The organism is Corynebacterium sp. 5QC2CO (genome assembly GCF_024580435.1).
Taxonomy (GTDB): Bacteria; Actinomycetota; Actinomycetes; order Mycobacteriales; family Mycobacteriaceae; genus Corynebacterium; species Corynebacterium jeikeium_D.
The window spans coordinates 18281-41897 of record NZ_JANIKI010000016.1; the positions used below are offsets into that span (position 1 = coordinate 18281).

21 protein-coding genes and 1 riboswitch are annotated in these 23617 nt (G+C 59.0%); of the genes, 9 read left to right on the forward strand and 12 right to left on the reverse strand.

Features of this window, described 5'->3' with window-relative positions:
- Window position 1: 1 nt before the first annotated feature.
- The 4 genes from NQ014_RS10250 to NQ014_RS10265 all read right to left on the reverse strand — a co-directional run bounded on the left by NQ014_RS10250 (window position 2) and on the right by NQ014_RS10265 (window position 5327).
- Window positions 2-1948, reverse strand: coding sequence for a VWA domain-containing protein (locus NQ014_RS10250; RefSeq protein WP_257075204.1), 1947 nt, complete (start codon window positions 1946-1948; stop codon window positions 2-4).
- 349 nt (window positions 1949-2297) lie between these two features.
- Window positions 2298-3227, reverse strand: coding sequence for an alpha/beta hydrolase (locus NQ014_RS10255; RefSeq protein ID WP_257075205.1), 930 nt, complete (start codon window positions 3225-3227; stop codon window positions 2298-2300).
- A 185-nt stretch (window positions 3228-3412) separates the two neighbouring features.
- Complete coding sequence (gene purB, locus NQ014_RS10260) at window positions 3413-4843, reverse strand: adenylosuccinate lyase (protein ID WP_257075206.1); 1431 nt, start codon at window positions 4841-4843, stop codon at window positions 3413-3415.
- Window positions 4844-4877: 34 nt separating this feature from the next.
- Window positions 4878-5327, reverse strand: a complete 450-nt coding sequence (locus NQ014_RS10265) for a MarR family winged helix-turn-helix transcriptional regulator (protein ID WP_257075207.1) — start codon at window positions 5325-5327, stop codon at window positions 4878-4880.
- Between the two features lie 259 nt (window positions 5328-5586).
- Here NQ014_RS10265 and NQ014_RS10270 point away from each other — a divergent pair, with 259 nt between their 5' ends.
- The 5 genes from NQ014_RS10270 (at window position 5587) to NQ014_RS10290 (ending at window position 10316) form a co-directional block, all read left to right on the forward strand.
- Window positions 5587-6867 (forward strand): MFS transporter, encoded by a 1281-nt coding sequence (locus NQ014_RS10270; protein ID WP_257075208.1) that lies wholly within the window; start codon window positions 5587-5589, stop codon window positions 6865-6867.
- Window positions 6868-6987: 120 nt separating this feature from the next.
- Complete coding sequence (locus NQ014_RS10275; protein WP_042388208.1) at window positions 6988-7716, forward strand: amino acid ABC transporter ATP-binding protein; 729 nt, start codon at window positions 6988-6990, stop codon at window positions 7714-7716.
- A 14-nt stretch (window positions 7717-7730) separates the two neighbouring features.
- Window positions 7731-8672: a glutamate ABC transporter substrate-binding protein gene (locus NQ014_RS10280; protein ID WP_257075209.1), complete on the forward strand. Its 942-nt coding sequence runs from the start codon at window positions 7731-7733 to the stop codon at window positions 8670-8672.
- A gap of 19 nt (window positions 8673-8691) precedes the next feature.
- The gene (locus tag NQ014_RS10285) at window positions 8692-9378 is read left to right on the forward strand and encodes an amino acid ABC transporter permease (protein WP_257075210.1); all 687 of its coding nucleotides are present in this window, start codon (window positions 8692-8694) and stop codon (window positions 9376-9378) included.
- Window positions 9378-10316 (forward strand): amino acid ABC transporter permease, encoded by a 939-nt coding sequence (locus tag NQ014_RS10290; protein WP_257075212.1) that lies wholly within the window; start codon window positions 9378-9380, stop codon window positions 10314-10316. Before NQ014_RS10285 ends, NQ014_RS10290 begins: the two co-directional genes overlap by 1 nt.
- A gap of 215 nt (window positions 10317-10531) precedes the next feature.
- On the opposite strand, the gene NQ014_RS10295 is transcribed toward NQ014_RS10290, so the two are convergent.
- Window positions 10532-12343, reverse strand: coding sequence for a BCCT family transporter (locus tag NQ014_RS10295; protein ID WP_257075214.1), 1812 nt, complete (start codon window positions 12341-12343; stop codon window positions 10532-10534).
- 209 nt (window positions 12344-12552) lie between these two features.
- Here NQ014_RS10295 and NQ014_RS10300 point away from each other — a divergent pair, with 209 nt between their 5' ends.
- Window positions 12553-14139 carry an alkaline phosphatase gene (locus NQ014_RS10300; protein ID WP_257075216.1) on the forward strand — a complete coding sequence of 529 codons (1587 nt, stop codon included), beginning with the start codon at window positions 12553-12555 and terminating at the stop codon, window positions 14137-14139.
- 36 nt (window positions 14140-14175) lie between these two features.
- Here NQ014_RS10300 and NQ014_RS10305 read toward each other — a convergent pair whose 3' ends face one another.
- From NQ014_RS10305 to thiO, 4 genes are read right to left on the reverse strand one after another with little or no spacing between them, the layout of a single operon-like run.
- Entirely contained in the window at window positions 14176-15375 is a 1200-nt protein-coding gene (locus NQ014_RS10305) for a ThiF family adenylyltransferase (protein ID WP_257075219.1), read from the reverse strand.
- On the reverse strand, window positions 15375-16220 hold the full coding sequence (locus tag NQ014_RS10310; protein WP_257075230.1) for a thiazole synthase: 846 nt from the start codon (window positions 16218-16220) through the stop codon (window positions 15375-15377). The genes NQ014_RS10305 and NQ014_RS10310 overlap by 1 nt, the downstream gene beginning before the upstream one ends.
- A 29-nt stretch (window positions 16221-16249) precedes the next feature.
- On the reverse strand, window positions 16250-16483 hold the full coding sequence (gene thiS / locus NQ014_RS10315) for a sulfur carrier protein ThiS (RefSeq protein ID WP_257075221.1): 234 nt from the start codon (window positions 16481-16483) through the stop codon (window positions 16250-16252).
- 13 nt (window positions 16484-16496) lie between these two features.
- A complete protein-coding gene (thiO, locus tag NQ014_RS10320; protein WP_257075231.1) occupies window positions 16497-17660 on the reverse strand; it encodes a glycine oxidase ThiO in 1164 nt (387 codons plus the stop codon).
- Between the two features lie 7 nt (window positions 17661-17667).
- Window positions 17668-17790, reverse strand: a riboswitch (TPP riboswitch).
- Between the two features lie 70 nt (window positions 17791-17860).
- Here thiO and NQ014_RS10325 point away from each other — a divergent pair.
- A complete protein-coding gene (locus NQ014_RS10325) occupies window positions 17861-18619 on the forward strand; it encodes a thiamine phosphate synthase (RefSeq protein ID WP_257075223.1) in 759 nt (252 codons plus the stop codon).
- 4 nt (window positions 18620-18623) lie between these two features.
- A complete protein-coding gene (locus tag NQ014_RS10330) occupies window positions 18624-18965 on the forward strand; it encodes a cupin (protein WP_257075224.1) in 342 nt (113 codons plus the stop codon).
- 10 nt (window positions 18966-18975) lie between these two features.
- Here NQ014_RS10330 and NQ014_RS10335 read toward each other — a convergent pair whose 3' ends face one another.
- Both NQ014_RS10335 and NQ014_RS10340 read right to left on the reverse strand, forming a co-directional pair.
- The gene (locus NQ014_RS10335; protein WP_257075225.1) at window positions 18976-19677 is read right to left on the reverse strand and encodes a TrkA family potassium uptake protein; all 702 of its coding nucleotides are present in this window, start codon (window positions 19675-19677) and stop codon (window positions 18976-18978) included.
- Window positions 19670-21100 (reverse strand): TrkH family potassium uptake protein, encoded by a 1431-nt coding sequence (locus NQ014_RS10340; protein WP_257075226.1) that lies wholly within the window; start codon window positions 21098-21100, stop codon window positions 19670-19672. Before NQ014_RS10340 ends, NQ014_RS10335 begins: the two co-directional genes overlap by 8 nt.
- Window positions 21101-21521: 421 nt before the next feature.
- Here NQ014_RS10340 and trpB point away from each other — a divergent pair, with 421 nt between their 5' ends.
- Window positions 21522-22847 carry a tryptophan synthase subunit beta gene (gene trpB, locus NQ014_RS10345; RefSeq protein ID WP_257075227.1) on the forward strand — a complete coding sequence of 442 codons (1326 nt, stop codon included), beginning with the start codon at window positions 21522-21524 and terminating at the stop codon, window positions 22845-22847.
- A 66-nt stretch (window positions 22848-22913) separates the two neighbouring features.
- On the opposite strand, the gene NQ014_RS10350 is transcribed toward trpB, so the two are convergent.
- Complete coding sequence (locus tag NQ014_RS10350; RefSeq protein WP_016421428.1) at window positions 22914-23069, reverse strand: hypothetical protein; 156 nt, start codon at window positions 23067-23069, stop codon at window positions 22914-22916.
- Window positions 23070-23617 lie beyond the last annotated feature (548 nt).

A 23617-nucleotide genomic window follows, 5' to 3' on the forward strand; every position in this document is an offset into this window, starting at 1 on the left:
GTTACTTGCGCGTCAATGCGATCGCTGCGCCGACGAACACGGCTAGCAGAACTCCACCGATAGAAATCCACATCATGTTCGAGGAACCGTCATCCTCCGGTGGGGTGTCCTCGGATTCCTGTTCGCTGCTAGTCGGAGCTTCACTGCTTGGCGACGTGTGCGCTACCTTCTCAAAGCTTGGGCCAGGAATCTTCTCACCGACCAGCTCCGTGGTCAGCTGGTAAGTCACCGGAACGCTTTGAACATCCGCGACATCGTGGGATTTACCGGCGCCCCAGCTGTTGTTAAAGAAGACAACGATGTACTGGTCGCCATCCAACCAGGCTCTTTCGGCCTCGTAATCGCCTGATGTTTCACCATCTTCGCCAATCCGATTGCGGTAGTTAATCCGGGCCGAGTTACCAAATGTTGTCTCCTCGCCGATCTGGTGTTCATTTACAGGACGGTTTTCCTCGCTACCGGCGAGCTGACGCGCCGAATTCAGTGTCTTGATATCCAGGCCGGAGATTTGTGCAAGCTTGTCCGCTTCTGGGGCGTCGATGAGCTTGACGGCGCCGCGGAGCTGCTGGCCATACTCGGACTTGATCTTGTACACGTGCGTCTCACCAGGAACAATGTCGGCCGTGACGCTGCTGATGTTGTCGGCAGTAAGTTCCGTGGCGTCATCGAACCACGAACCTGGGGTGACCTTGTTAGCCTGATCTGTCTCTGGTGTCGCGGGCGGAGGGGTCAATCTCTCCTTGTCGGAGGGGAACGCCTCCGGCACATCGGTCAGGTTTTCGTTGGCGAAGCGCTTGATAGTCACTTCTGCAGGAATGTCTTGACCTTCGAAGGGGCCTCCTTTTCGGGCCACGGAGAACACCATATTGCCCGGCTTACAGTCTCCCTCAGCTCCCCCGGACTGCTTGGTTGTTATCGATGCGAAAAAGGGGCCATTGGAGTCGATGATGCCATTGCCGAAATCATTGGCCAGGAAGCAACTGCTGTCATCCAAATGCATTGTGAGCGCGAAGTTGCGGACATCTAGGTCCATCAAAGTCGCGCCTGACGACGCTCCCGGCACGGTAGCCACACTAATTGCAAGCCGCTCTCCCTCAGCAACCGGGACGGAGAAGTACTCAGCACCGTCGCCTTCCTGATTACCGATGCTGCGCTCGGACTCAGGAGTCTTTTCCCGCAGCTTGGTCGAGAACGTTTCCACGTCGGCAGGCACCTGGGTAGCGCTCGTAGGAGCGTCGCCGCCCTGTATCTCGTGCGCGCTGGACTGCGCGGTGCGTGCGGTGCGGGTCGCCAGCGTCTTCATGGACTCAGCCAGCGAATCGGAGTCCTGGGCGTCCAGGTACTCGCCGCCAGTGGCCTCAGCAATGCACTCCAGTTCAGCACGTGCGCCTGCGTCAACGAGGAAACCAACTGTGTTGATGACCAGGTCAATGCCCTGCTGCTTGAGTTCCTTAGCTACTTCGCACACCGGTGGTGGAGCACAGGTGTCCCCACCATCGGAGATCAACACAATCGAACGTTGCCCTTCTTTCGGCAACTCATTGGCAGCCTGACGCAGCGCAGGCCCCATCGGGGTGTGGCCGGAGGCTTGGACCTTTCCTATTTCAGCAGGAATCTTCGCCGAGTTGCCAGCCTGCACGGGCAGCAGCGTGGTGATGTCCTGACAGCCAGCTTCCCGCTCCTCCGGCGAATTGCCGACTTCCGTGCCGTAGACCATGAACCCAATTTCGGAGTCCTCTGACACAGATTCGGCGAACTTACTCGTGGCAGTCTTCGCTGCCTCCATTCGGGTTTGGCCGCCCGCGTCGTCGGCAAGCATTGACCCTGAAGCATCCAGGATCACCATGGTTGGCGAGATAGTACTCGCGGCCTCTTGCGCCTGTGCACGCCCTGTTGTGATTCCCGCAAAAGAACCTACGAGAACCAGCAGCATGGAGATGGTGAGCACGACCGCTGAGAGTTGTCTTCTTCTGATCATGTGGTCGGTTCCTTTTCTTCAAGCGTGAAAAGAACGTTACATGACAAAAGTATGTCTGATCCTCAAGATAATGACTGGGCAGACCCAAATATTACGGGTGCCAAATATGATTACGGGCTGCAAATATGAAACTGTGCGAGTTTATGACACTTTCAGGCAATTTTTCAGGCCGTTTTTGTCATAAACGCAGTCAGTAACTTGCGTTGGCCCGCCGGCGCTGACATAAACGCACTCAGTAACTCGCATTGGGGTAAGTAGCAAAAGGTGCCCACCGGTCGACACGCCGAGCGGGCACACTTCTTGCCTAGTAACCAGCCCCCTAGCGGGACTCCAACCACGCCAAAATGTCAGCGTAGACCTCTTCCTTATTCAACTCGTTGAGAATCTCATGGCGACCTTCCGGATAGACCTTGAAGCGCACGTCCTTCTTGCCCGCATTCAGGTATTTGCCCACGACCTCAGTCACACAGGCCGCACCACCCGCCGGATCAACGGCACCGGAAACCACGAAAAGCGGCAGCTCATCAGGCGCTTTCTCATAGGCTTCAGACGAGTTCGCGTAGTGCGTGCCGACGAGAAGGTCGCGGAAAAAGGCATTGGTGGGAACGAAACCGCACTTGTCGTCCGCAATATAAGCATCGACAATCTTGTGGTCGCGGGTCAGCCAATCAAACTTAGTGCGGCGCTCAAAGCCCTTGTTGTAATCAGCAAAGGTGAGAGTGTTGAGCAGCTTGCCCGGCGCGGTAGGATGAATCTTAGCCAGCAGGTTTGCCACCTTCATTCCCGCGTCGCCCTTAGTTCCTGGCCACGCCACGGTGCCCATGATAATGACGCCGGTAAGCCCATCGCCGTACTTGGCGATGTAGTTACGAGTCAGAAGCGACCCCATGGAGTGGCCGAGAATATAGTGCTTGCTGCCTGGGAATTCTGCGTCAACATACTGGCGCACCGCGTGGAGGTCTTCGAGGATCAGGTTCCAGCCACCGTAGTCAGCGAAGTAGCCCGGGATGCCAGCATCCGTCTTGGTCATACCGTGGCCGCGATGGTCGTGCGCGACGACGGCATAGCCCTGGGATACGAGGTACTCGGCGAATTTGGCGTAGCGGTTGGCGTACTCGACCATGCCGTGGACAATCTGCACCACTCCCTTAGGAGTAATGGGCGCGCCCTTGTCATTTTCTGGAACCCAGCGCAGCACATTCAATGTGGCACCTGGGCGAGAAAGCGAAGTCCTAACAGCCGATGTCACGTCGGGCACCTTTCGCGTAGAGGTTTCGATACTTACCGCTCATCGTACCGAGGAACTTGGCTGCTCACCGGTGCTTTCGCCAACAAACAAAGAAAAACTCTGCCACCAACGTGACAGAGTTTTTCAAGGGACCTTATCTCCTTGCGTTCTACGCGCTTCCACGTTTACGCGTGACGCTCGCAAAGCTACAGAATCTCGCCCGGCTTGTAGGCCGCGGCCTCTGGGTACTTGTCCACGACAGCCTGCACCCGTGCAACAACGCGGTCAACCTGGGATTCAGCGGCACCGATGAACGCGTGGCGGTTCGCCAGAGCGTCGGCAAGCCCTGCGGCATCCAGCGGGAAACGCTCATCTGCAGCGAGACGTTCAGTGAGATTCTGCTCGGCGCCCTTTTCGCGCATATCCAGTGCGGTGGCGACGGCGTGCTCCTTGATGATCTCGTGGGCCTCCTCGCGCCCCATACCAGCGCGGACGGCTGCCATGAGAATCTTGGTGGTGGCGAGGAACGGCAGGTAGCGCTCCAGCTCGCGGTCGATCATGGCCGGGAATGCACCGAACTCGGACAGGACAGTGAGGAAGGTTTCAAACATGCCGTCCATGGCGAAGAATGCATCCGGCAGCGCAACGCGGCGAACCACGGAGCAGGAAACGTCGCCCTCGTTCCACTGAGTACCGGCGTACTCGGAGAGCATGGTCATGTAACCGCGCAGAATCACCTGGAAGCCGTGGACGCGCTCACAAGAGCGGGCGTTCATCTTGTGCGGCATGGCGGATGAACCGACCTGGCCTTCCTTGAAGCCCTCGGTGACGGTCTCATTACCGGCCATCAGGCGAATGGTGGTGGCCAGCGATGCCGGACCTGCACCGAGCTCGACCAGTGCGGACAGAGCGTCGAAGTCGAGGGTGCGCGGGTAGACCTGACCGACGGAGTCAAAGACGCGGTCGAAGCCGAGACCTTCAGCGATTTCGTTTTCCAGGGAGGCCAGTGCGGACTCGTCCCCGTCAAGCAGATCCAGCATGTCCTGGGCGGTACCCATCGGGCCCTTGATGCCGCGTAGTGGGTAGCGGGAAATCAGGTCTTCTACGCGCTCAATGCCCAGCAGCATCTCGTCCGCAGCAGAGGCGAAGCGCTTGCCCAGAGTCGTTGCCTGTGCGGCGACGTTGTGGGAGCGACCCGCCATGACCAGCGACTGGTACTCGGAGGCCTTCTCCGCAGTGCGGGCGGCAACGGCAACGGCCTTGTCTCGCACGACCTTCAGCGACTGCAGAACCTGCAGCTGCTCGACGTTTTCAGTCAGGTCACGCGAGGTCATACCCTTGTGAATGTGCTCAGTGCCAGCCAGGTCGCAGAACTCTTCAATGCGGGCCTTCACATCGTGGCGAGTAATACGCTCACGGGCGGCAATGGAGTCGAGGTCAACCTGGTCGATGACCTTCTCATACGCCTCGATAGTGCCCTCCGGCACCTCAATTCCGCGGGCGACCTGAGCCTTCAGAACTGCAATCCAGAGCTTGCGCTCGAGGATGATCTTGTACTCAGGGCTCCACAACTCAGCCAGAGTCGCAGAGGCGTATCGGTTTGCAAGGACGTTTGCGATCTTCTTTTTCTCAGCCACGCCCTCAAGTATTCCATGACCACAACATCCGCGGTTATCTAGGCCATGGATGACCACGCATTTCTTCCACACCTTCGTTGAATTTGCGCATCAATCGCACGAACTCCGCGAGCTCCGAGTCCTCCCAGTCATGCGTAATGTCATCGACGCTATTCTTACGCGCCTCAATCTCCCGGTGTAGCAGCTCTAGCCCCTTGTCGGTCGCGCTATGCACCTTCGCGCTTGACGACGGCGCGGACCTCTTCGCGATATACCCCTGCCGCATGGCGGCGGCCAGCTGGCGATGCACTGTAGAAATGTCCAGCCCTAGTGCATCGGAGAGCTCGGCGACTGTCATATCCGGTTGTGCTTCCAGCCTAGCCAGCAGTGCTGCGGCGGAGCGATCCAACAGGATGTCCTTGCGATGTGGTCGGTAGCCGCTGGAGCTCACCCGGGATAGCAGCATGTTCTCGTAAACGAGCGCGGCCAGGTCGTCTTTTCGCACGGTGGCAGTCAATCCTCTTGTCGCCTTTATGTCGACCCTTTAATGGGCCTGCGAGATGTATCTGTTTTGCTCAACTTCCCTATTCTAGCGCGTCGCGGATGGGGTTAAGGCCGAAAAAGCACATTTGCATCATACAAACCAATTGTTATAATTCGACTCCTAACTGCATTTTTGCACGATACAAATACCGGAAAGCAGTTTTGCCAAAGCACTAATTCCACGATCGTTTTCAAACGAGAAAAGAGACCGTATCTTCAGCATGACAACGCATACGACCACACAGAACAGGCACAAACAGAACGAGCAGGACGAGCAGCACGGGCAGGACAAGCTCTTCTCCCCCGCGTTCATCATCAGCTGGCTGATTAACTTCAGCATGTACCTGGTGTTCTACCTTTCAATCACAGTCATGGCGCTCTACGCCGTCCAGCGCTTCTCCGCCTCCGATGCCGCCGGTGGCTTCGCCGCCAGTTCTTTCGTGGTCGGCGCCACCATCGCTCGCCTCTTTTCCGGCTACTTGGTGGACACCTTCGGTGGCCGCAGAATCATGCTTGGCTCGCTTGCTGTCATCGTGGCGGCCTGCGCCGCCTACATGTGGGCCGCATCCCTGCCGATCCTGATTGCAATCCGCATCATCCACGGCCTGACCTACGCATTCGCTTCCACCGCCGTGATGGCCGCCGCCCAGACCGCTATTCCGGCTTCGCGCCGCGCAGAGGGCACTGGCTACATCTCGCTCGGAACCACCCTGGCCACAGCGATTGGCCCAGCTCTCGGCCTGGCCCTTATTGGTTCGGTCGGCTACAGCGTCCTCTTTGCCACAGCCCTCGGCCTGTCCATTGTCGGACTGGTGCTGGCGCTCGTTCTGCCACAACCCAACGAGCCTGCCACCGCGGCAACCAAGGACGGGGCCACCGAGGATTCGTCGGCAAGCGAGACGAAGCGCACGTTTTCCTTCGATGACATCATGACGCCGAGAGTGGTGCCAATCGGCCTGTTCATGCTGCTCATCGGCCTGGCGTATGCGGGCGTGATTACATTCCTGAACCGATACTCGCAGCTGAGCGGCCTGGCTAGAGGCGCCAGCTTCTTCTTCATCGCCTATGCGGTGGCAATGATGGCGGCGCGTTTCTCACTGGGACGCCTACAAGATCACCGCGGCGACAACCCGGTGATTGCCATCGGCCTGGTGTGCTTTACCATCTCACTGCTTGTTCTGGCTTTCGCAACCGCTGACTGGCACGTTATCGCCGCCGGTGCGCTCTGCGGCCTCGGCTACGGCACGCTGATGCCGGCCTGCCAGACCATCTCCGTGCACCTGGCGCCGGCGCACAAGTTGGGCACGGGCATCTCGACGCTGCTCCTGCTTGTCGACGCAGGCATCGGCCTCGGCCCGATTGTTTTGGGTTCGGTAGCCGCCACTATGGGATTCGACAAGATGTACGCAGGCCTGGCGGTCGTGGTGGTTCTCGCGGCCGTCTTCTACTGGTTCGTGCATGGCCGCAAGCCTGTTGCGAGGCGCCATCGCGTGGATCTTTAGAACTAATTGGTGTGCAGTCACTTTTCACAGGTGAATATCGCACAAGGAACACCGATAGCAGTTATGTGTCGTGAGTCACCTATACTTTTCCCCATGACTGAATCATCCACACCACAGAGCATGATTTCGATTGCTGAGGTGAACAAGCACTACGGCGATTACCACGCTTTGCGCGACATCAACCTGGAAATCCCAGCTGGCCAGGTCGTAGTTATCCTCGGCCCCTCCGGCTCTGGTAAGTCCACACTGTGCCGAACCATCAACCGCCTCGAGACCATCGACAGCGGCGAGATCCGCATCAACGGCAAACTTCTCCCAGAAGAGGGTAAGGAACTCACCCGTCTGCGTGCTGAGGTCGGCATGGTCTTCCAGCAGTTCAACCTCTTCAGCCACATGACCATTCGCGACAATGTCACGTTGGCCCCACTGAAGGTCCGCAAGATCTCCAAAGCCGAGGCCCGCGAGCGTGCGGACAAGCTGCTCGCCCGTGTCGGCATTGCGGAACAGGCTGACAAGTACCCGGCGCAGCTCTCCGGCGGTCAGCAGCAGCGCGTCGCCATCGCACGCGCCCTGGCCATGGACCCGAAGGTCATGCTTTTCGACGAGCCCACCTCCGCGCTCGACCCGGAAATGATCAACGAGGTCCTCGATGTCATGACCGACCTGGCCAAGGGCGGCATGACCATGGTTTGCGTCACCCACGAGATGAGCTTCGCCCGCCGCGTGGCCGACCGCATCCTGTTCATGGCCGACGGTGCGATTGTCGAAGACACCGACCCGGAGACCTTCTTCACCAACCCGCAGAGCGATCGTGCCAAGGACTTCTTGGCCAAGATCGTCGGACACTAGGCGGGCTGGTCACCATGAAGCTTTCACTATTACGAGGAGGCCGGGGACGCAGTCGCAACCAGGGCCGCCGAGGTGTCGTCGGCAAGCGAGTTGCGGCGGCTGTCGTAGCTGTTGCCACGACAATGAGCCTCGCGGCCTGCGGTAGCGGCGGACCCCGAAACCTGCTGGCCGATATCGAAGCCGGGCACGTGACACTGGGTACGAAGTTTGACCAGCCGGGTCTCGGCGAGCGCACCCCGGAACGTGAGTTCGCGGGCGTCGACAACGATGTTTCCCGCTACGTCATCGAGTACATCGCCAACAAGAACGGTTGGGATGTGCCCGAGATGGAGTGGCGCGAGACCCCGTCCTCTCAGCGCGAGACGCTGATTAACAACGGCGAGGTCAACATGATCGCCGCCACCTACTCCATCAACGCTGGCCGCCTGGCTGCCGTCGACTTCGCCGGCCCGTACCTGGTCACGCACCAGGCACTGTTGGTGCGCGGTTCCGAGGGCATCCAGGGGCTTGACGACGTCGCCCCGGGCACTCGCCTGTGTTCTGTATCCGGCTCCACCCCAGCGCAGAAAGTCAAGGACGCTCTGCCGGAGGTGCAGCTGCAGGAGTTCGATACCTACGCCGCATGCGCCGAAGGTGTGAAGCAGGGTGTCGTCGATGCCCTGACCACCGATGCGACCATCCTCGCGGGCTTCGCACAGCGCTACAAGGAGCGCTTCGGCGATGACTTCCGCGTGGTCGAGCTACGCAACCCCGATGATTCTTACTGGACCAACGAGTACTACGGCATCGGTCTGCCCAAGGGCGATGATGCTAGCCGTGAGGCCATCAATGAGGCACTGGAGTCGCTGTACGACACCGGTGAACTGCAGAAGATCCTGAAGAAACACTTGGGCGACAAGTTCGAGCTCGACGACAAGCCGGCAATCGGCGATTTGTCGTTTGTAGAGAAGAAGTAGGAAGGGGTGCGAGCAAACAATGAATCCAGAACTATGGAGTGAAATGGGGCCGGAACTACTTCCGGCTTTCTGGGTAACCATCAAGCTGACGATTGCCTCGGCGATTGGTTCCCTGATTTTTGGCACGCTTCTCACCGCTATGCGCGTGAGCCCCGTGGGAATCCTGCGTACCCTGTCGACCTGGTACATCAACGTCGTGCGCAATACCCCACTGACGCTGATTGTGCTGTTGGCCTCGATGGGCCTCTACTACAACTTGGGGCTGCTGCTGGCTGCGGAGAATGACTCCTTTATTGTCAAGCAGAACTTCCGCCTCGCGGTGTTGGCTTTTGTTGCCTACACCTCGTGCTTTGTTGCGGAGTCCCTGCGCGCCGGTATTAACACGGTGCCGTTCGGGCAGGCCGAAGCCGCCCGCTCCCTGGGGCTTAGCTTTGGTCAGAGCTTCCGCTACATCATCTTCCCGCAGGCGTTCCGTGGCGCTATCGTTCCGCTCGGCAACACCCTGATTGCGTTGACGAAGAACACCACGATTGCCTCGGTAATCGGTGTGGCTGAAGCGTCGCTGCTGATGAAGACGATGACCGAAAACTACGCCAGCGATATCCTGATTATCTTCGGCATCATCGCTGTCGGCTTTATTATTCTGACTTTGCCGACCGGCCTGTTCTTCGGCTGGGCTGGCAAGCGATGGGCGGTGAAGCGCTAATGGCTACTCGCGCAACAGTTCTTTATGACGCGCCGGGCCCCAAGGCTCAGCGTTTCAACCGAATTCTCACCTGGATCGTGGCTGCAATCACCGTTGCGATCCTCGCCTGGGTGGGAATGAAACTGGCCGACAAGGGCCAGTTCGAAGCCAATAAGTGGTCGTTCTTCCTCGAATCCACCACCTGGACTACCTACATCCTGCCCGGCCTGGTCAGCACCATTATCGCGGCTGTGGTCTCTATTGTGTTGGCGCTGGTAATTGGCGCTCTCCTGGGCGTCGGCAGGCTGAGCCCGGTCGCACCCGTGCGCTGGCTGTGCTCGGTGATTGTCGAGTTTTTCCGCGCCATTCCGGTGCTGGTACTCATGCTGTTTGGCTACTCGGTGTTCGCCATCTGGCAGCTGTTCCCGTCGAATTACCTCGGTTTTGCCGCTGTTGTGTTTGGTCTGACCATGTACAACGGCTCTGTGATTGGCGAGACGCTGCGCTCCGGCATCGAGTCGCTGCCGAAGGGCCAGCGTGAAGCCGCAATTGCGCTGGGTCTCTCCCACCGCCAGACGATGGTCACCATTTTGCTGCCGCAGGCGGTTGCCGCCATGTTGCCGGCGATTATCTCGCAGATGGTCATTGCGCTGAAGGACTCCGCGCTGGGCTACATGATCGGCTACGTCGAGGTCGTCCGCTCTGGCCGCCAGCTCGGCGAGTACTACGGCGCCATGATCCCATCGCTGGTCATCGTGGCAATCATCCTGATCGCCATCAACTTCGGTCTGGCCAATCTTGCCGAGCGTATCGAAAGCCAGCTCCGCGCCGGCCGCGCCCGCCGCAACATCATTGCGAAAGTTCCGCAGCAGCCTGATGTCGGTGTCACCACCAAGGACCAGGCCAACGTGGATTGGCACGATGAGGACTACAAGGACCTCCGAGGCACCTACGAGTAGAGCTAATCACGGCTTACTGCCGCACTCGCTTTACGACGAACACAGCGACGCCGCCCACGGAAACTGCTTTTGGTTTCCGTGGGCGGCGTTTTTGTTTGGCTACGGCCTTTGCCTTCGCTCTTATCGATGCGCTACTCACTGATGGCCACGCTACAGCGCAACGATAGGTGAATAGCGTGGCCACAAGTGCCGGGCACTACTGCGACCGTGCTCTACTACGACTCAGACTTGGTCTCCGACTCCTCTGGCCTCTCGGATTCCGACTTTTCGCCAGACTCAAACTCACCTTCAACGACCACATCGGACTGAATAACCAGGCGCCCCTCTTCATCGTGGGTGTACTCAAAGCGCGGTAGCTCATTGCCCTCTTCGTCGTAGCCCGGCGCGGGTGCAGCTTCGTGCTTCTCCAACTTCTCTGGAGTATCGGTCTTCTCCCACTGGCGGGTAACCGGCTTGCGCACTGCCATGTGGTCATCACTCATGCCTTTGACCAAGGAGTACATCATCACGAAGTGGAGGAAGAAGAACGGTACACCGATGACAATCACCGCAGATTGCAGCGCTTCCAGTGCGGTTTCACCAGAAATCAGCAGCAGAGAAGCTGCCACAGCACCGATCATGACGCCCCACAGCACTCGGTAGAAGGTCGGAGCCTTGTTTTCCTCACCGGTGGACATCATGTCCATCACCATCGAAGCCGAGTCGATGGAGGTGACGAAGAAGATCATGATCACAAAGAGCGCGAACACGCTGACAAGCGTTGCCAACGGGAACTGCTCCAGGAGGATAAAGAGCGCCGGTGACGGGTCTCCGCCCTCGACAACTGGTTTGGTCAGAATACCGGGCTGCTCATTTTCCAGTTCAAAGCCGGCACGGCCGAAGATGGAGAACCACATGATTGACACGATTGTCGGCAGTGCAATCACACCGGCAATGAACTGACGGACTGTACGGCCACGGGAAATACGGGCGACGAACATGCCCACAAATGGCGACCAGCAGATTGTCCAGGCCCAGTAGAAGACCGTCCAGGCACCCTGTTTCCAATTCGGGTTGACGTCGTAGGAGTCAGTCCAGAACATGATGCGCGGCAGCGCATCCAAGTAGACACCTGTCGTATCGACGGTCTGACGCAGCAGCGTCAATGTCGGGCCCATGAGCAGCACGAAGACCATCAATGCCATGGCGGCCCAAATGTTCGCATTGGACAACACCTTAATACCTTTGTCCAGACCGCGGGCCACGGAAATAGAGGCAATCACAATAATGATGGCAATCAGAATGAGCTGCACCATTGAGCTTTCCGGGGTACCGATTACACGAGCAGCACCGGAGTTAATCTGCAGCGCACCCATGCCCACCGATACCGCGATACCGACGACGGTACCGATGATGGCGACAGCGTCGATAAGCTTGCCCGGCCATGAGTAGATGCGGGCACCGAGCAGCGGCGCGAAGATGGAGGAGACGCGCGGCGGCAGGTGACGCTTGTAAATGAAGTACCCCAGCGCGAGCCCCGGCAGCGCCATGATGACCCACATGTGAATACCCAGGTGGTAGATGGTAAATGCCATCGCAGTGTTCTGAGCTTCGCGGCTCATCGGCTCTTGACCGAACGGCGGGTTGTAAGCGTGGTTGAGCGGTTCAGCCACACCCCAGAACATCAGCATGGAGCCAGTACCGCCGGCGAAGAGCATGCCGAACCATTCGGCGATGGTGTATTCGGGCTCTTCGTCATCATCGCCAAGTTGAATGCGTCCGTAGCGGGACACAAACAAGCCGATGAGGAAGATAAAGCTTGCCGAGACACCACCGATGAACAGCCAGCCCATGTTAGACGTAACCCAATCGGAAGCGGCCGAGTAGGCATCCCGAGCGGTATCCCCCAGCGCTATGGTCACTGCCACAAAGATGACAATGAAACCCATCGCTGTCGTGAAAATCAACGGGTCGGTCGGCAGGTTCTTAAGAAAACCGCCCGACTTCTTTTCTTGCGTTTTTACTTGTGGCGTTTGTGTAGATCCCATTATCGGGGTCAGCGCCTTTCACTTCTAGATTGTCTGTCTCAGAAAAGACAGCTCGGAAGACACATTCCTCCCAAGTCGGTTATCTACGTTACAAAAGGAAGCCCAGTCATTCTCAATAACTAAGCCTTTGTGCTGTAATTGCGACTTTTTCCTTCGAGTTCACGCTGGTTTAACTGAACGTCAAAGTGGAAAACCTATCGTTCGACTCCATGCAGCTTTCCCGTCGCAGCGCTCTACGTTTAGGCGCATCCACCGCACTTGCTACTTCAGTCACGCTCGCTCATGCCTCTGGAGCTGCCGCTTCAGTTACACCGGGTTCGCCGTCACTGGCCTCCCCAGGGCTACTGCGTTCTCGGCCACAGCTCACCCACGGCGTTGCAAGTGGCGATATCCGCGGCGACGGCGCATTAATTTGGGCTCGCTCAGACCGCCCCGCCCACATGGTGGTTGAAACTGCTGCAACTGAGAGCTTCCAGAATGCCAAGGTATTCCGCAGCAACTCTCTGTTAACTCCAGACACCGACGGCACTGGACGTCTACGTGTCGTCGGTCTCGAGCCGGGACAGGAAATCTTTTACCGCGTCACGCTCGAAGAGGCAGATACTGGAATTTGCTCTGATCCCGTTATTGGCACCTTCCGTACTGCCCCCAACCGCGCATCCAACATCCGATTGCACTGGTCCGGCGATGTCGCAGGTCAGGGTTGGGGAATTAACGACGAAATCGGTGGCTACACCGGTTTTTCCACCATGCTGGAACGCAATCCAGACCTATTCATTCACTCAGGCGACACCTGCTACGCCGACGGTCCGCTGGAGGAATCCGTCACGCTTTCCGACGGCACTGTGTGGCGCAACCATGTCACTCCAGCCAAATCCAAGGTTGCTGAAACCCTCGAAGAGTATCGTGGCCAGTACTCCTACAACCTCATGGACAAGAACTACTTGGCCTTCAACGCGCAGGTTCCGCAGCTAGTCCAGTGGGATGACCACGAAACAGTCAACAACTGGTACCCCAACGAGGTCCTCGATGATGATCGCTATACCGAGCGCGACGTCAACACCCTGGCCAAGCGCGCCTACCAGGCCTTCCATGAGTGGCAGCCACTTGATCAACAAATGGCTGTCGATGGGCGCGTCTACCGCAAGGTATCCTACGGCCCGTTGCTAGACATCTTCATTCTGGATATGCGCAGTTACAAGGGAGAAAACACTTCCAATAATCCGCGCTCGACAACCGAAGAACCAATCCTTGGCGAAAAGCAGACCAGCTGGTTAATCGACTCCCTCAAGGACTCCCGCGCGACGTGGAAGATCGTTGCTAATGACCTGCCACTTGGCATCATCGTCCCCGACGGCGACGATGGTGACCAAGAAAGCGTATCCAATGGTGCCGCCGGTGCGCCTGCAGGACGCGAACGTGAAATCGCCCGCCTGCTCAGCGCCGTTAAAGATGTTTCAAATGTCGTCTGGCTCACCGCCGATGTGCACTACACCGCGGCTCATCACTACAGCCCAGAGCGCGCACAGTTCACCGACTTCGCACCCTTCTGGGAATTCGTCTCCGGTCCTCTCCACGCGGGCGCATTCGGCCCCAACGAAATGGATTCGACCTTCGGGCCGAAGGTGGAGTACGTCCACGCACCGGGTAAAGACAATGCCAACGCCGACCCCACACAGGATTTCCAGCACTTCGGCGAAGTCGATATCGACGGCGACTCACGCGAGATGACCGTCCGTCTGCTCACCACTCGTGGCACCGAGTTGTGGTCGACAACGCTGAAGCCGCAGGCGTAGGCACACTGTTCAACAGCGCGTGGCGGTAGCCACTAATTAGTGCGTTCCGCCACGCTTTACGACGGTCTCCTGCCCCGCAGCCTGCCAGGCCACAATGCCCCCGCCCAGATTGATGAGCTCCGGTGTGGCACCATCAGCCTCGGTCTCGCTGGCCAACAGCTCAATCGCCTGTTGCGAGCGGGCACCCGAGTGGCAGTGAATGATGACTCGTGGGTAGTTCGACTGGAGGTTCTGCTCAGCCCACGCTTCGCGAATCGCAGCCCACCCACGGCTGCGAATGTCGCCGAGTGGCACAAGCACAGATCCGGCAATGGCAGCCTCCGCGTGCTCTTCGGGCTCGCGTACATCGATGAGAGGCACACCCTCGGCAAGAAGCTCGTGCGCCATGTTGGGACCAATGCTGCGCACGCTCTGCTCCGGGCTCTCCTCATCCTCGGACCACGAAGCTGCGCACACCTGCGCAATTTCGGTCAAGTCGGAAACGGGTTCGCGCTCCGGGTCGGCCGCAAAGGACAGTGTGCGGGTGGTTGCCTCCAAGGCGTCGATAAGCACGAGTTTGCCGACGGCGACCTTGCCGACACCGGTGAGCACCTTGATAGCTTCGACGACCATCATGGAGCCGATTTGTCCGACCATTGCGCCGAGGACACCGCCTGCGGCGCACGACGGCACGGAGCCGGGGTCGGGGATGTCGGGGTAGAGATCGCGAAGCATGGGGCCGTGGCCAGGCCAGAAGACGGACAGTTGCCCTGCGAACTGCAGAATTGTGGCCCAGACCAGCGGCGTTCCGGTCAGCTCCGCGGCATCGGAGGACAGGTAGCGCGTGGCGAAGTTGTCCGCGCCATCGAGCACTACATCGTGAGTGGCGAAGAGCTCCTCGGCATTGTCGACGCTTAACCTGCCGACGATTGCGGTCACCGATGCCTCGGAGTCGAGACGCCTCACGGCATCCGCGGCGGATTCGGACTTCGGGCGACCAATATCGGACTCACGGTGAATGACCTGGCGCTGAAGATTGGACTCGTCGACCACGTCATCGTCAATGATGGTGATGTGCCCGACCCCTGCCCCGGCCAGGTACAACAGCGCAGGAGATCCCAAGCCACCAGCTCCGATGATGAGGACGCGGGCGGCTCGCAAGATCCGCTGTCCCTCGGCACCAAAGCCCGGAAGTGTTAGGTGCCGCGCGTACCGGCGCAGGTCGCGGTCCGAAAGATTGACACCCTGCTCAGCCATTACAGAGAATCCTGCTCGCGTGCGCCGCTGATGCGCTCAGTGATGATTCCCTCGAACGACGAACTAGCCTGGGCTAGTCGACGCCGTGGAATGCGGCCGGACTCGCGAGCAGTCAGTCCTGCCTCAACGCCGAAGCGCATCGCTGTGGCCATGCCCACCGGATCATGTGCACGGGTCACAGCGGATGCCAGCAGCACTGCATCGCAGCCTAGTTCCATCGCCTGTGCAGCCTCAGACGCGGTACCGATGCCCGCATCCAGGATGATGGGTACATTCGCGCGGTCCACAATCAGCTCGATGTTGTGTGGGTTAAGAATGCCCAGACCAGTGCCGATAGGCGAGCCCGCCGGCATGACAGCTGCACAGCCCAGATCCTCCAGCCGCTTGGCCAGCGCCGGATCATCGTTGGTGTAAGCGAAAACGACGAAGTCGTCAGCTACTAACTGCTCCGCAGCGGCAACCAGCTCGACGGGGTCCGGCAGAAGGGTGTCCTCGTCAGCGATGACCTCGAGCTTCAGCAGGTTGGTCTCCAGCGCCTCGCGGGCCAACTGCGCAGTCAGCACCGCGTCACGAGCGGTATAGCACCCCGCAGTATTCGGCAGCGCCGCAATATTGTTGCGCTGCAGAATCTCAAAAACGTTCTGCTTCGTGCCGGGCGTAAAGCGGCGCATCGCCACCGTAGTCAGCTCGGTGCCCGAAGCCACCAGCGCGCGCTCCAGCGTATCCATGCTGGTCGCACCGCCAGTTCCCATAATCAGACGAGAGTTCAACTCCAGCCCGCCAATGCGCAGCGGTTCGCGTGTAACTTCGCTCGCCGTCCCGGTTTCATTTTCCTGCGCGGACATGTTTGCTTGTGCGGAATTCGCGGTCATCTCTAGCCTCCCTGAACTGCTGTCACGATGTCGATGGCACCTGCCACCGGTGTGGTCGCCCACTTGGCTCGCGGAATCACCGCGCCGTCCACGGCTACCGCGATTCCCAGGCGGGTGCCGTCCGCGGCAGTGCCGTCGTCGTTAAGCGCATGCCCCGTGTGCTTTGCGACGAGATCTGCGACCATCTCCCCCGCAGTCGGTGTGTAGCCTTCGCCATTGAGTGTTGTGGTGGACATAAGCGAGCCTCCTCTAGTCGCTGAAGCGGAATGGATTGACGGCGGAAAGAAGCGCCGGGTCGTTGTCATTTTCCCGACCTGCGACGACGTCGACCGTGAGCTTGGAGCCGATGGCCATAAGCAGAATGCCGTGACGGAAGTAGCCGGTGGACACGGTCAGCCCTGGAGCCACGCGGCCAATCATGGGGACATCGTCCGGGGAGCCAGGCCGGGCGCGGGCGGTCATCTCGTAGATTTCGCAGTCGAGAATGCCGGGCACCAGGCGGTATGCGTCGCGGAGTAGCTGGTGGACTCCTTCGGCGGAGACGCCGGTCAGGTCATCTTCACGCGAGGTAGCGCCGAGCACGACGGTGCCGTCAGCACGCGGGACGATATAAACCGGACGCCCCTGAACCACACCGCGAATAGTGCGAGTGACCAGCGGCTGCAAGCGCTCCGGTACACGCAAACGCAGCACATCCCCATAGACCGGACGCAGTGGCAGATTCAGATTCTCCGGCAGACCAGTGATGTCGGCGGTGTTCAGCCCCGCAGCAAGCACGACCTCATCGGCGAGGTAGTCATTTCCGTCCGCACCGCGCAGCCCGATGGCGCGGTCGGAAGCGTAGATAACCTCTTCCGCGCGGGTGCGGATGACGCGGTCTCCCAGAATGGTCAGCAACGCCTCGGCGAGCAGACGCGGATTGACCTGGTGATCTCCCGGAATATCCACCGCACCAACACAGCCCGGCCCCAGTGCCGGTTCTGCCCGGCGCGCTTCGGTGGCGGTGATGCGGTTGATCTCCATACCCATGTCATGCTGCAGCTCAACGAGCTCGCTGAGTGTCTGCCGGTCGGCGGCATCGCCCGCACAAACGAACGTGGAATTCTCGATATAGCCAACATCGTGGCCCGATTCCTCGGCGATAGTCTGGGCAAAGTCGCGGTAGAGCTTGCCCGACTCCACCATCAGCGGATACAGCGTCGGCTGATCCCACACGACTTCGGCCACCGGCGCCAGCATGCCCGCCGCCGCGAAAGTTGCGCCGGAAACGGGCTCGGCATCGAGGACGGTCACATCGAATCCCTGGCGGAGTAGTCTCCATGCCGTCGCCAAGCCAATAATGCCCGCGCCTGCGATAACAACGCTTGACGACGTATCCCCTGTGCCACCCTCACTTGTCGAGGCAGCACCCATAGCGGCAGCATTCACTGCCATTCCTCCCTCCGGCGGCATAACCCGCATCAGGTAAAAGCGGTCGGCGTTACTCGCCCTCTCAGCCAGCGGCATCTCATCGATACCGAGTACGGCTCCCGCGGAACGTGGTACTCCCCCATCATATGACTTCGGACTCTCCGCCACGACACCGCATCCCCAACCTCGCCTAACATGGGGACATGAACGCCTCATCAGCCGCCACTCGCACAACACGACGCGCCCTGCTCGCCGACGCCCGCCTGTACCTCTGCACCGACTCGCGCGCATCCCGCGGTGATCTGCGCGAATTCCTGCACGCCTGTTACGAAGGCGGCACCGACATCATTCAGCTGCGCGACAAGAAAGTCGACACCCGCGACGAGATCGCCGCCGTGGAGGTCCTCGCCGAGGTCGCCGCTGAACACGGCAAGCTCTTCGCCGTCAATGACCGCGCCGACATTGCCGCGCTGACCGGTGCAGACATCCTGCATGTGGGCCAGGAGGACCTCACCACCGAGCAGGCCCGCCAGATCGTTGGCCCCGAGGTTCTCATCGGCCGATCCAACCGAAATCTGGACATGTTCGCCGCCTCGCTTGCCGACGATGGCATCGATTACGCGGTGATCGGCCCGGTTTACGCCACCCCGACGAAGCCCGACCGTCAGCCCGTCGGAGTCGAGATGGTCCGTGAAGCTGCGGCACTCGTGCGGAGGGTACGCGCACAGGGTTCAGCGGAGTCCCACCAGGATTCCGTGGCCGATATTGTGCGCCCACACGACCGCGGCGCAAGTGACCCCGTCAAGCCATGGTGGGCAATCGGCGGTATCAATGCCGAGACCGCCAGCGAAGTTATCGGCGCTGGTGCGGAGCGCATGGTGGTGGTTCGCGCACTAACCGAGGCAGCAAATCCGGAAGAGGCAGCGCGTGCTCTGCGCGCTGTGGTTTCCCCAAGGAGCTAGAACCATGAAGATTCTTTCCCACAAGGACGAACTTCTCGCTCAGGCCAAAAGCGACAGCAATGGCCGCGCTGCGGAAATTGTTGTCCACGACGGCCCGCTACGCCAGACTCTCATCGCACTGGCTGAAGGAACTGAGCTTTCCGCCCATAACTCACCGCCCGCAGCCTCGATGCTTGTTCTTGTTGGCGAAGTTGAAATTACCGGTGCCGATGAAACCACGATTTCCGAGGGCAATCTCAAGGTGCTCACCCACGTCAAGCATGGCGTGAAAGCTCTAACGGATTCCGTGTTTTTGCTGACCACGGTCACAGGCGTCGACGGAATCGACAGCCACGGCGACAAGTAGCAATCAGCGCCTACTCTCCGGCGAATGTCTCCAACTGCCGAATGGCACCCGAGACAATCAGGAGGTCACCTGCGGTAATACGGTCGTCGGCAAGTGCGGGGCGGAAGCGCTGACCGCGCTTTTGAACGGCGACAACCGTAATCGGTGCGCTCTGGTTAATCTCTGCCACTGTCTTATCCAGGCAATGGATCGGTGGGGCGACTTTGCCGACTGCGTAGTCGCGGTCGAACTCCAGGAAGTCCTGGACCTTGCCGCCGATTAGGTGCGCAATACGACGGCCAGTGTCGGCCTCCGGGCGAATGACGTGGTGAACACCGATCTGACCCAGAATCTTGGCGTGGGCCTGGTTATCGGCCTTTGCCCAAATCAGCGGCACATCCATGTCCACCAGTGCGGATGCGGTCAGCAATGAAGCCTCGATATCACTGCCGATTGCGATGACCACACGTTCGGCTTCATCGACGCCGAGCTGCTTCAGTACTTCCGGCATGGTGGTGTCGGCGGTAACTACGTGATCGAAGGTCGAGGACAGCTCCTGAACCACCTTTTCGCGATGGTCTACGCAGAGAACCTCGATACCGCCAGCGACCAGCTCCTCGCCGAGCGCCTGTCCGAAACGCCCCATGCCGAGAATGACAACAGGAGAAGAGCTGACTTGGTTAGAGAAATTCTCTGCAAAACCAGCAAACGGGTTGAATTTCGAGTTAGCCAATGAAGGGCCTTTCTTCTGGATATTCGTAGATGCGCTGGCGTGGGCGGGCGGCCAAGGCCGTCGCCAAAGCGATTGGGCCAACACGTCCGGTGAACATCAGCACGATGAAGATTGTCTGTGCCGCCACCGGTAGATTAGCGGTGATGCCTGTGGATAGGCCTACCGTGGCGAAGGCACTGACTACTTCAAAAAGGATTTGGTCAGTAGAAAACTGTGGCGCTAGGAAACTGACGGCGATTACTGCCAGAAAAACCTGGCCAATACCGAATGCAAGAACGACGAGGGCCTGACGCAGCACCTTTGGGTTGAGGCGCCGCCGAGCCACGGACACGGAGGTGTCACCGCGAATCTCCGCGAGAACGGCGGCGAGAATGACTGCCGACGTCGTGATTTTCACGCCACCTGCAGTACCACCGGTGCCGCCACCAATGAACATGAGGAAGTCAGTGCCCAGCAGTGTCGATGGGTGGAAATCCGCGTAATCGAGCGCGTTGAACCCCGCGGTACGCGGGCTCACACTAGCGAAGAATGAGTTGAGTATCTTCTCCCCCGTCGTGAATCCAGACATGGCATTGGACCACTCACCAAATGCCACCATGATTGTGCCCAAAGCAATCAGCAGGATGGTGCCTTTGATAGTGAAGCGAGTAGTCAGAGACCAGCGTTTAGGCAACTGCCCTCGCGTGCGGACACTAAGCCACGCTTTCAGGTGTCGCCAAGCTTCGAGCAGAACGGAAAAACCCAGACCACCAACGATAAGAGAGAAGGCCAACGGCAAAAGTATCCAGGCATCACTGTGGAACCCAATGACGTTGTCCGCATACAGAGCAAAACCGGCATTGTTGAAGCTTGAGATGGCATGGAACAACCCCTCCCACGCTGCTCTCCCCCAGCCGTACCCATAACCTAGGTGGAACCGCAGCATTAGTGCCACTGCCACAACAAACTCCACCAACAGAGTGAAGCTAACGGCAGCACGGACAACCCATGAGATCTCGCCCATGTCCATACCGCGGCCTTCGACGCGAGCACCGGCACGGCGGTTCAGGCCGAGCCTTCCCGCAACGAAAAGGCCAAAGAGCGAAGCCAAGGTCATGAACCCGAGACCACCTAGCTGAATTAACAGCATGATGACAACCTTGCCGAAAGTTGACCAATGGGTGGCCGTATCTACGGTGATCAGGCCGGTCAGGCTTGCTGCCGAGGTGGCTGTGAACAGAGCATCAGACAGCGCCGTGGGCAGGCACATATCCCCAGGGCTCGGGGCACAATGCCCCGTGGGATGGCTATTGGCCGCCGAAATCGGCAGCATTAACAAAACCGTGCCAACGGTTATGAGGGCGACATAACACCACACCACCAACGTCGTGGGACGAACTCCCCGACGTGATTTAGTGGTCTGCCGCGACAGCGTAATCACCATCGGAACGTTAGTCCTCGTGGCCAGCGGTGTCGAGGGGGAATGTTGATATTCCGCCTCTGCATATGCCCAGGCTTAGAGGGAACTGCCTTACGCCCCATGCACAGTTACGATGCCCCGTACACATTTCGCGCCCAATCCCCGCCCCCACACCCTACCCCGCTTTGGCTACTGCAGAAAGCTTGAGTTATGGTCAGATTCATGATGACACCCCTGATGAACACACCCGTGCCGTGCGGCCCACAGTGGTGGTGGCTCGCTTAAGTCCGCGAGCAACGTCACGTCATCTCATTAAATTCGACGGCAAACCCGTCAAGTACGAGCTCGCAAGAAGATAAATCTGGCGGGCTCTTTTCTTTTATCGGTTCGACAAAGAGAACCAGGGCCCGCTGAAATAAACAACAGCAACGAAAGGCCCCTCTCAATGACTGATTACAACCCCAGCGCGGATGCCATCGCCAAGGCTTCAGCACCGACTGCAACCAAGGTGCCGTCGGCAAGCGTTAACGGCGCGGGCGAGGTGCGCGAAACCCTCTTACCTGCATTTTTCGGCCGCTTTGGCGGACAGGAAGTGCCGGAGTTCCTGCTGCCAGCACTCGATGAGCTGGAAGCGGCTTACATCGAGGCGATGAGCGATTCGGAGTTCCAGCGCGAGCTGGAAGAACTGCGTCGTGATTTCCTCGGCCGCGCAACCCCGCTGTTCGAATGCCGTCGTCTATCCACGCCGAACACGACGATTGTGCTGAAACGCGAGGACTTGAACCACGGCGGCGCGCACAAGGGCAACAACGTGGTCGGCCAGGCACTGCTGGCAAAGCGCATGGGGAAAACCCGCCTCATTGCTGAGACGGGTGCAGGCCAGCACGGCACGGCCACCGCGATGGCCACAGCACTGCTGGGACTTGAGTGCGAGATTTACATGGGCGCGCACGATGTCGCCCGCCAGCACCCCAATGTCGAGCGCATGGAGCTCATGGGCGCGAAGGTCGTTCCCGTCACCACCGGCGAGGCCGGTTTGAAGGATGCTATTGACGAGGCACTGGTCGAGTGGAGCAAGACTCTCGACTCCACTTTCTACCTGCTGGGCACCGCCGCCGGTCCGCACCCATTCCCCACTATCGTGCGTGAATTCCAGCAGGTCATCTCGGAGGAATCACGCAGTCAGATGGTCGAGCGTTACGGCAAGCTTCCCGACGCTGTCATCGCAGCCGTCGGTGGCGGCTCCAACGCCATCGGCGCATTTGCTAACTACATTGACGACTCCGATGTCGCCCTCATTGGCGTCGAGCCCGCAGGTGAGGGACTCGACACCGATCGTCACGGCGCGCCCATCAATGCGGGCAAGACTGGCGTCCTTCACGGCATGCGCTCATTTGTCATGCTTTCCGACGACGGCGAGGTGTTGCCATCGCACTCCATCTCGGCGGGCTTGGATTACCCGTCTGTTGGCCCGGAGCACGGCATGCTGAAGGAGAATGGCCGCGCCAGCTATGTCGGAATTACCGACGAGGAGGCGCTGGAAGCATTCCAGCTGCTCAGCCGCATGGAGGGCATTATTCCGGCGATGGAATCCTCGCATGCGCTGGCGCAGGCCATTAAGATTGCGCGACTCCGTGAAACCGACCCTGCCGCTGGTAGCGAGCTCGGGCTGCCGGTTCACGAAGGCGATGAGCCTTTGCTGTTGCTCGTGAACCTGTCGGGTCGCGGTGATAAGGATATGGAGCAGGTCCGGGAGTTCCTGAACCAGTAGGAATAACCAGTAGGGATTGCTTCCCCACTAGCTGCCTAGCAGGAATCGGACCAAAGCTAATTCTTGTTAGGCAGCGCGGCGGTCGTCGGCGGCGATGCCCTGGTTCGGGTTCGCCTCCACGATGGCTTCGGCAAGCAGCGATGCCAGCGCATCCTGCTTAGATTCCTTGCCGTCCCGGAAAATCGGGGACACAGTATCCATAATCTCGTTGAATGCGTTCATCAGAGGTCACCTCTCTTAAAATCTCTTTGATCTTTATTGTTGGACTTCTCCAACCGATTCTTTGCGATTCCGCAGTTGAAATAATGTTTCATCGAACCGTTTGGAACTTATGACCTGCAACCGTAGACCACAACACAAGACCTGGCAAGCACTAAACTTTGTTTTCAGTTAACCTTTTTTTAACTTTTGGGCGCTTCTTAGCTCAGATACGGCACCACAAACAGTGCCCCTCAACACCACCCCAAGCTCCGCTTCACCGCTCCCGATAACGGCTTCAAGAATCACGCTTTTACACAGCCAAAAACAGGGCGCGGAAGCATCTTTAAGTCGGACATAAACTATCTCAACTAAAAGCACTTGCAGCCATCATTGAATGTGGGTTACACACCGCGCTCAATCGTCACCCTGTGCGGGGATAGCCGCCAGCTCCTCAGAGGTCAACCCCAGCGGCAATTAAAGAAAAAGAACCTCCTGCCAGCACAAATAGCCCACCAACACAGCTGCCGGCCGCCAAAGGTGCTGCCACGAGAACCTCCCCGCCCCACCAT

What these genes read in the sequence shown, in the direction of transcription:
- NQ014_RS10285 (WP_257075210.1), top strand. Translation starts at nt 8,692, where the DNA reads ATGAATCCAGAACTATGGAGTGAAATGGGGCCGGAACTACTTCCGGCT.
- NQ014_RS10310 (WP_257075230.1), bottom strand. Translation starts at nt 16,220, where the DNA reads ATGTCCGCGCAGGAAAATGAAACCGGGACGGCGAGCGAAGTTACACGC.
- NQ014_RS10350 (WP_016421428.1), bottom strand. Translation starts at nt 23,069, where the DNA reads ATGAACGCATTCAACGAGATTATGGATACTGTGTCCCCGATTTTCCGG.
- thiO (WP_257075231.1), bottom strand. Translation starts at nt 17,660, where the DNA reads ATGGGTGCTGCCTCGACAAGTGAGGGTGGCACAGGGGATACGTCGTCA.
- NQ014_RS10300 (WP_257075216.1), top strand. Translation starts at nt 12,553, where the DNA reads ATGCAGCTTTCCCGTCGCAGCGCTCTACGTTTAGGCGCATCCACCGCA.
- NQ014_RS10305 (WP_257075219.1), bottom strand. Translation starts at nt 15,375, where the DNA reads ATGGCTGAGCAGGGTGTCAATCTTTCGGACCGCGACCTGCGCCGGTAC.
- NQ014_RS10290 (WP_257075212.1), top strand. Translation starts at nt 9,378, where the DNA reads ATGGCTACTCGCGCAACAGTTCTTTATGACGCGCCGGGCCCCAAGGCT.
- NQ014_RS10275 (WP_042388208.1), top strand. Translation starts at nt 6,988, where the DNA reads ATGATTTCGATTGCTGAGGTGAACAAGCACTACGGCGATTACCACGCT.
- NQ014_RS10330 (WP_257075224.1), top strand. Translation starts at nt 18,624, where the DNA reads ATGAAGATTCTTTCCCACAAGGACGAACTTCTCGCTCAGGCCAAAAGC.
- NQ014_RS10325 (WP_257075223.1), top strand. Translation starts at nt 17,861, where the DNA reads ATGAACGCCTCATCAGCCGCCACTCGCACAACACGACGCGCCCTGCTC.
- NQ014_RS10280 (WP_257075209.1), top strand. Translation starts at nt 7,731, where the DNA reads ATGAAGCTTTCACTATTACGAGGAGGCCGGGGACGCAGTCGCAACCAG.
- trpB (WP_257075227.1), top strand. Translation starts at nt 21,522, where the DNA reads ATGACTGATTACAACCCCAGCGCGGATGCCATCGCCAAGGCTTCAGCA.
- NQ014_RS10340 (WP_257075226.1), bottom strand. Translation starts at nt 21,100, where the DNA reads ATGGTGATTACGCTGTCGCGGCAGACCACTAAATCACGTCGGGGAGTT.
- NQ014_RS10295 (WP_257075214.1), bottom strand. Translation starts at nt 12,343, where the DNA reads ATGGGATCTACACAAACGCCACAAGTAAAAACGCAAGAAAAGAAGTCG.
- thiS (WP_257075221.1), bottom strand. Translation starts at nt 16,483, where the DNA reads ATGTCCACCACAACACTCAATGGCGAAGGCTACACACCGACTGCGGGG.
- NQ014_RS10270 (WP_257075208.1), top strand. Translation starts at nt 5,587, where the DNA reads ATGACAACGCATACGACCACACAGAACAGGCACAAACAGAACGAGCAG.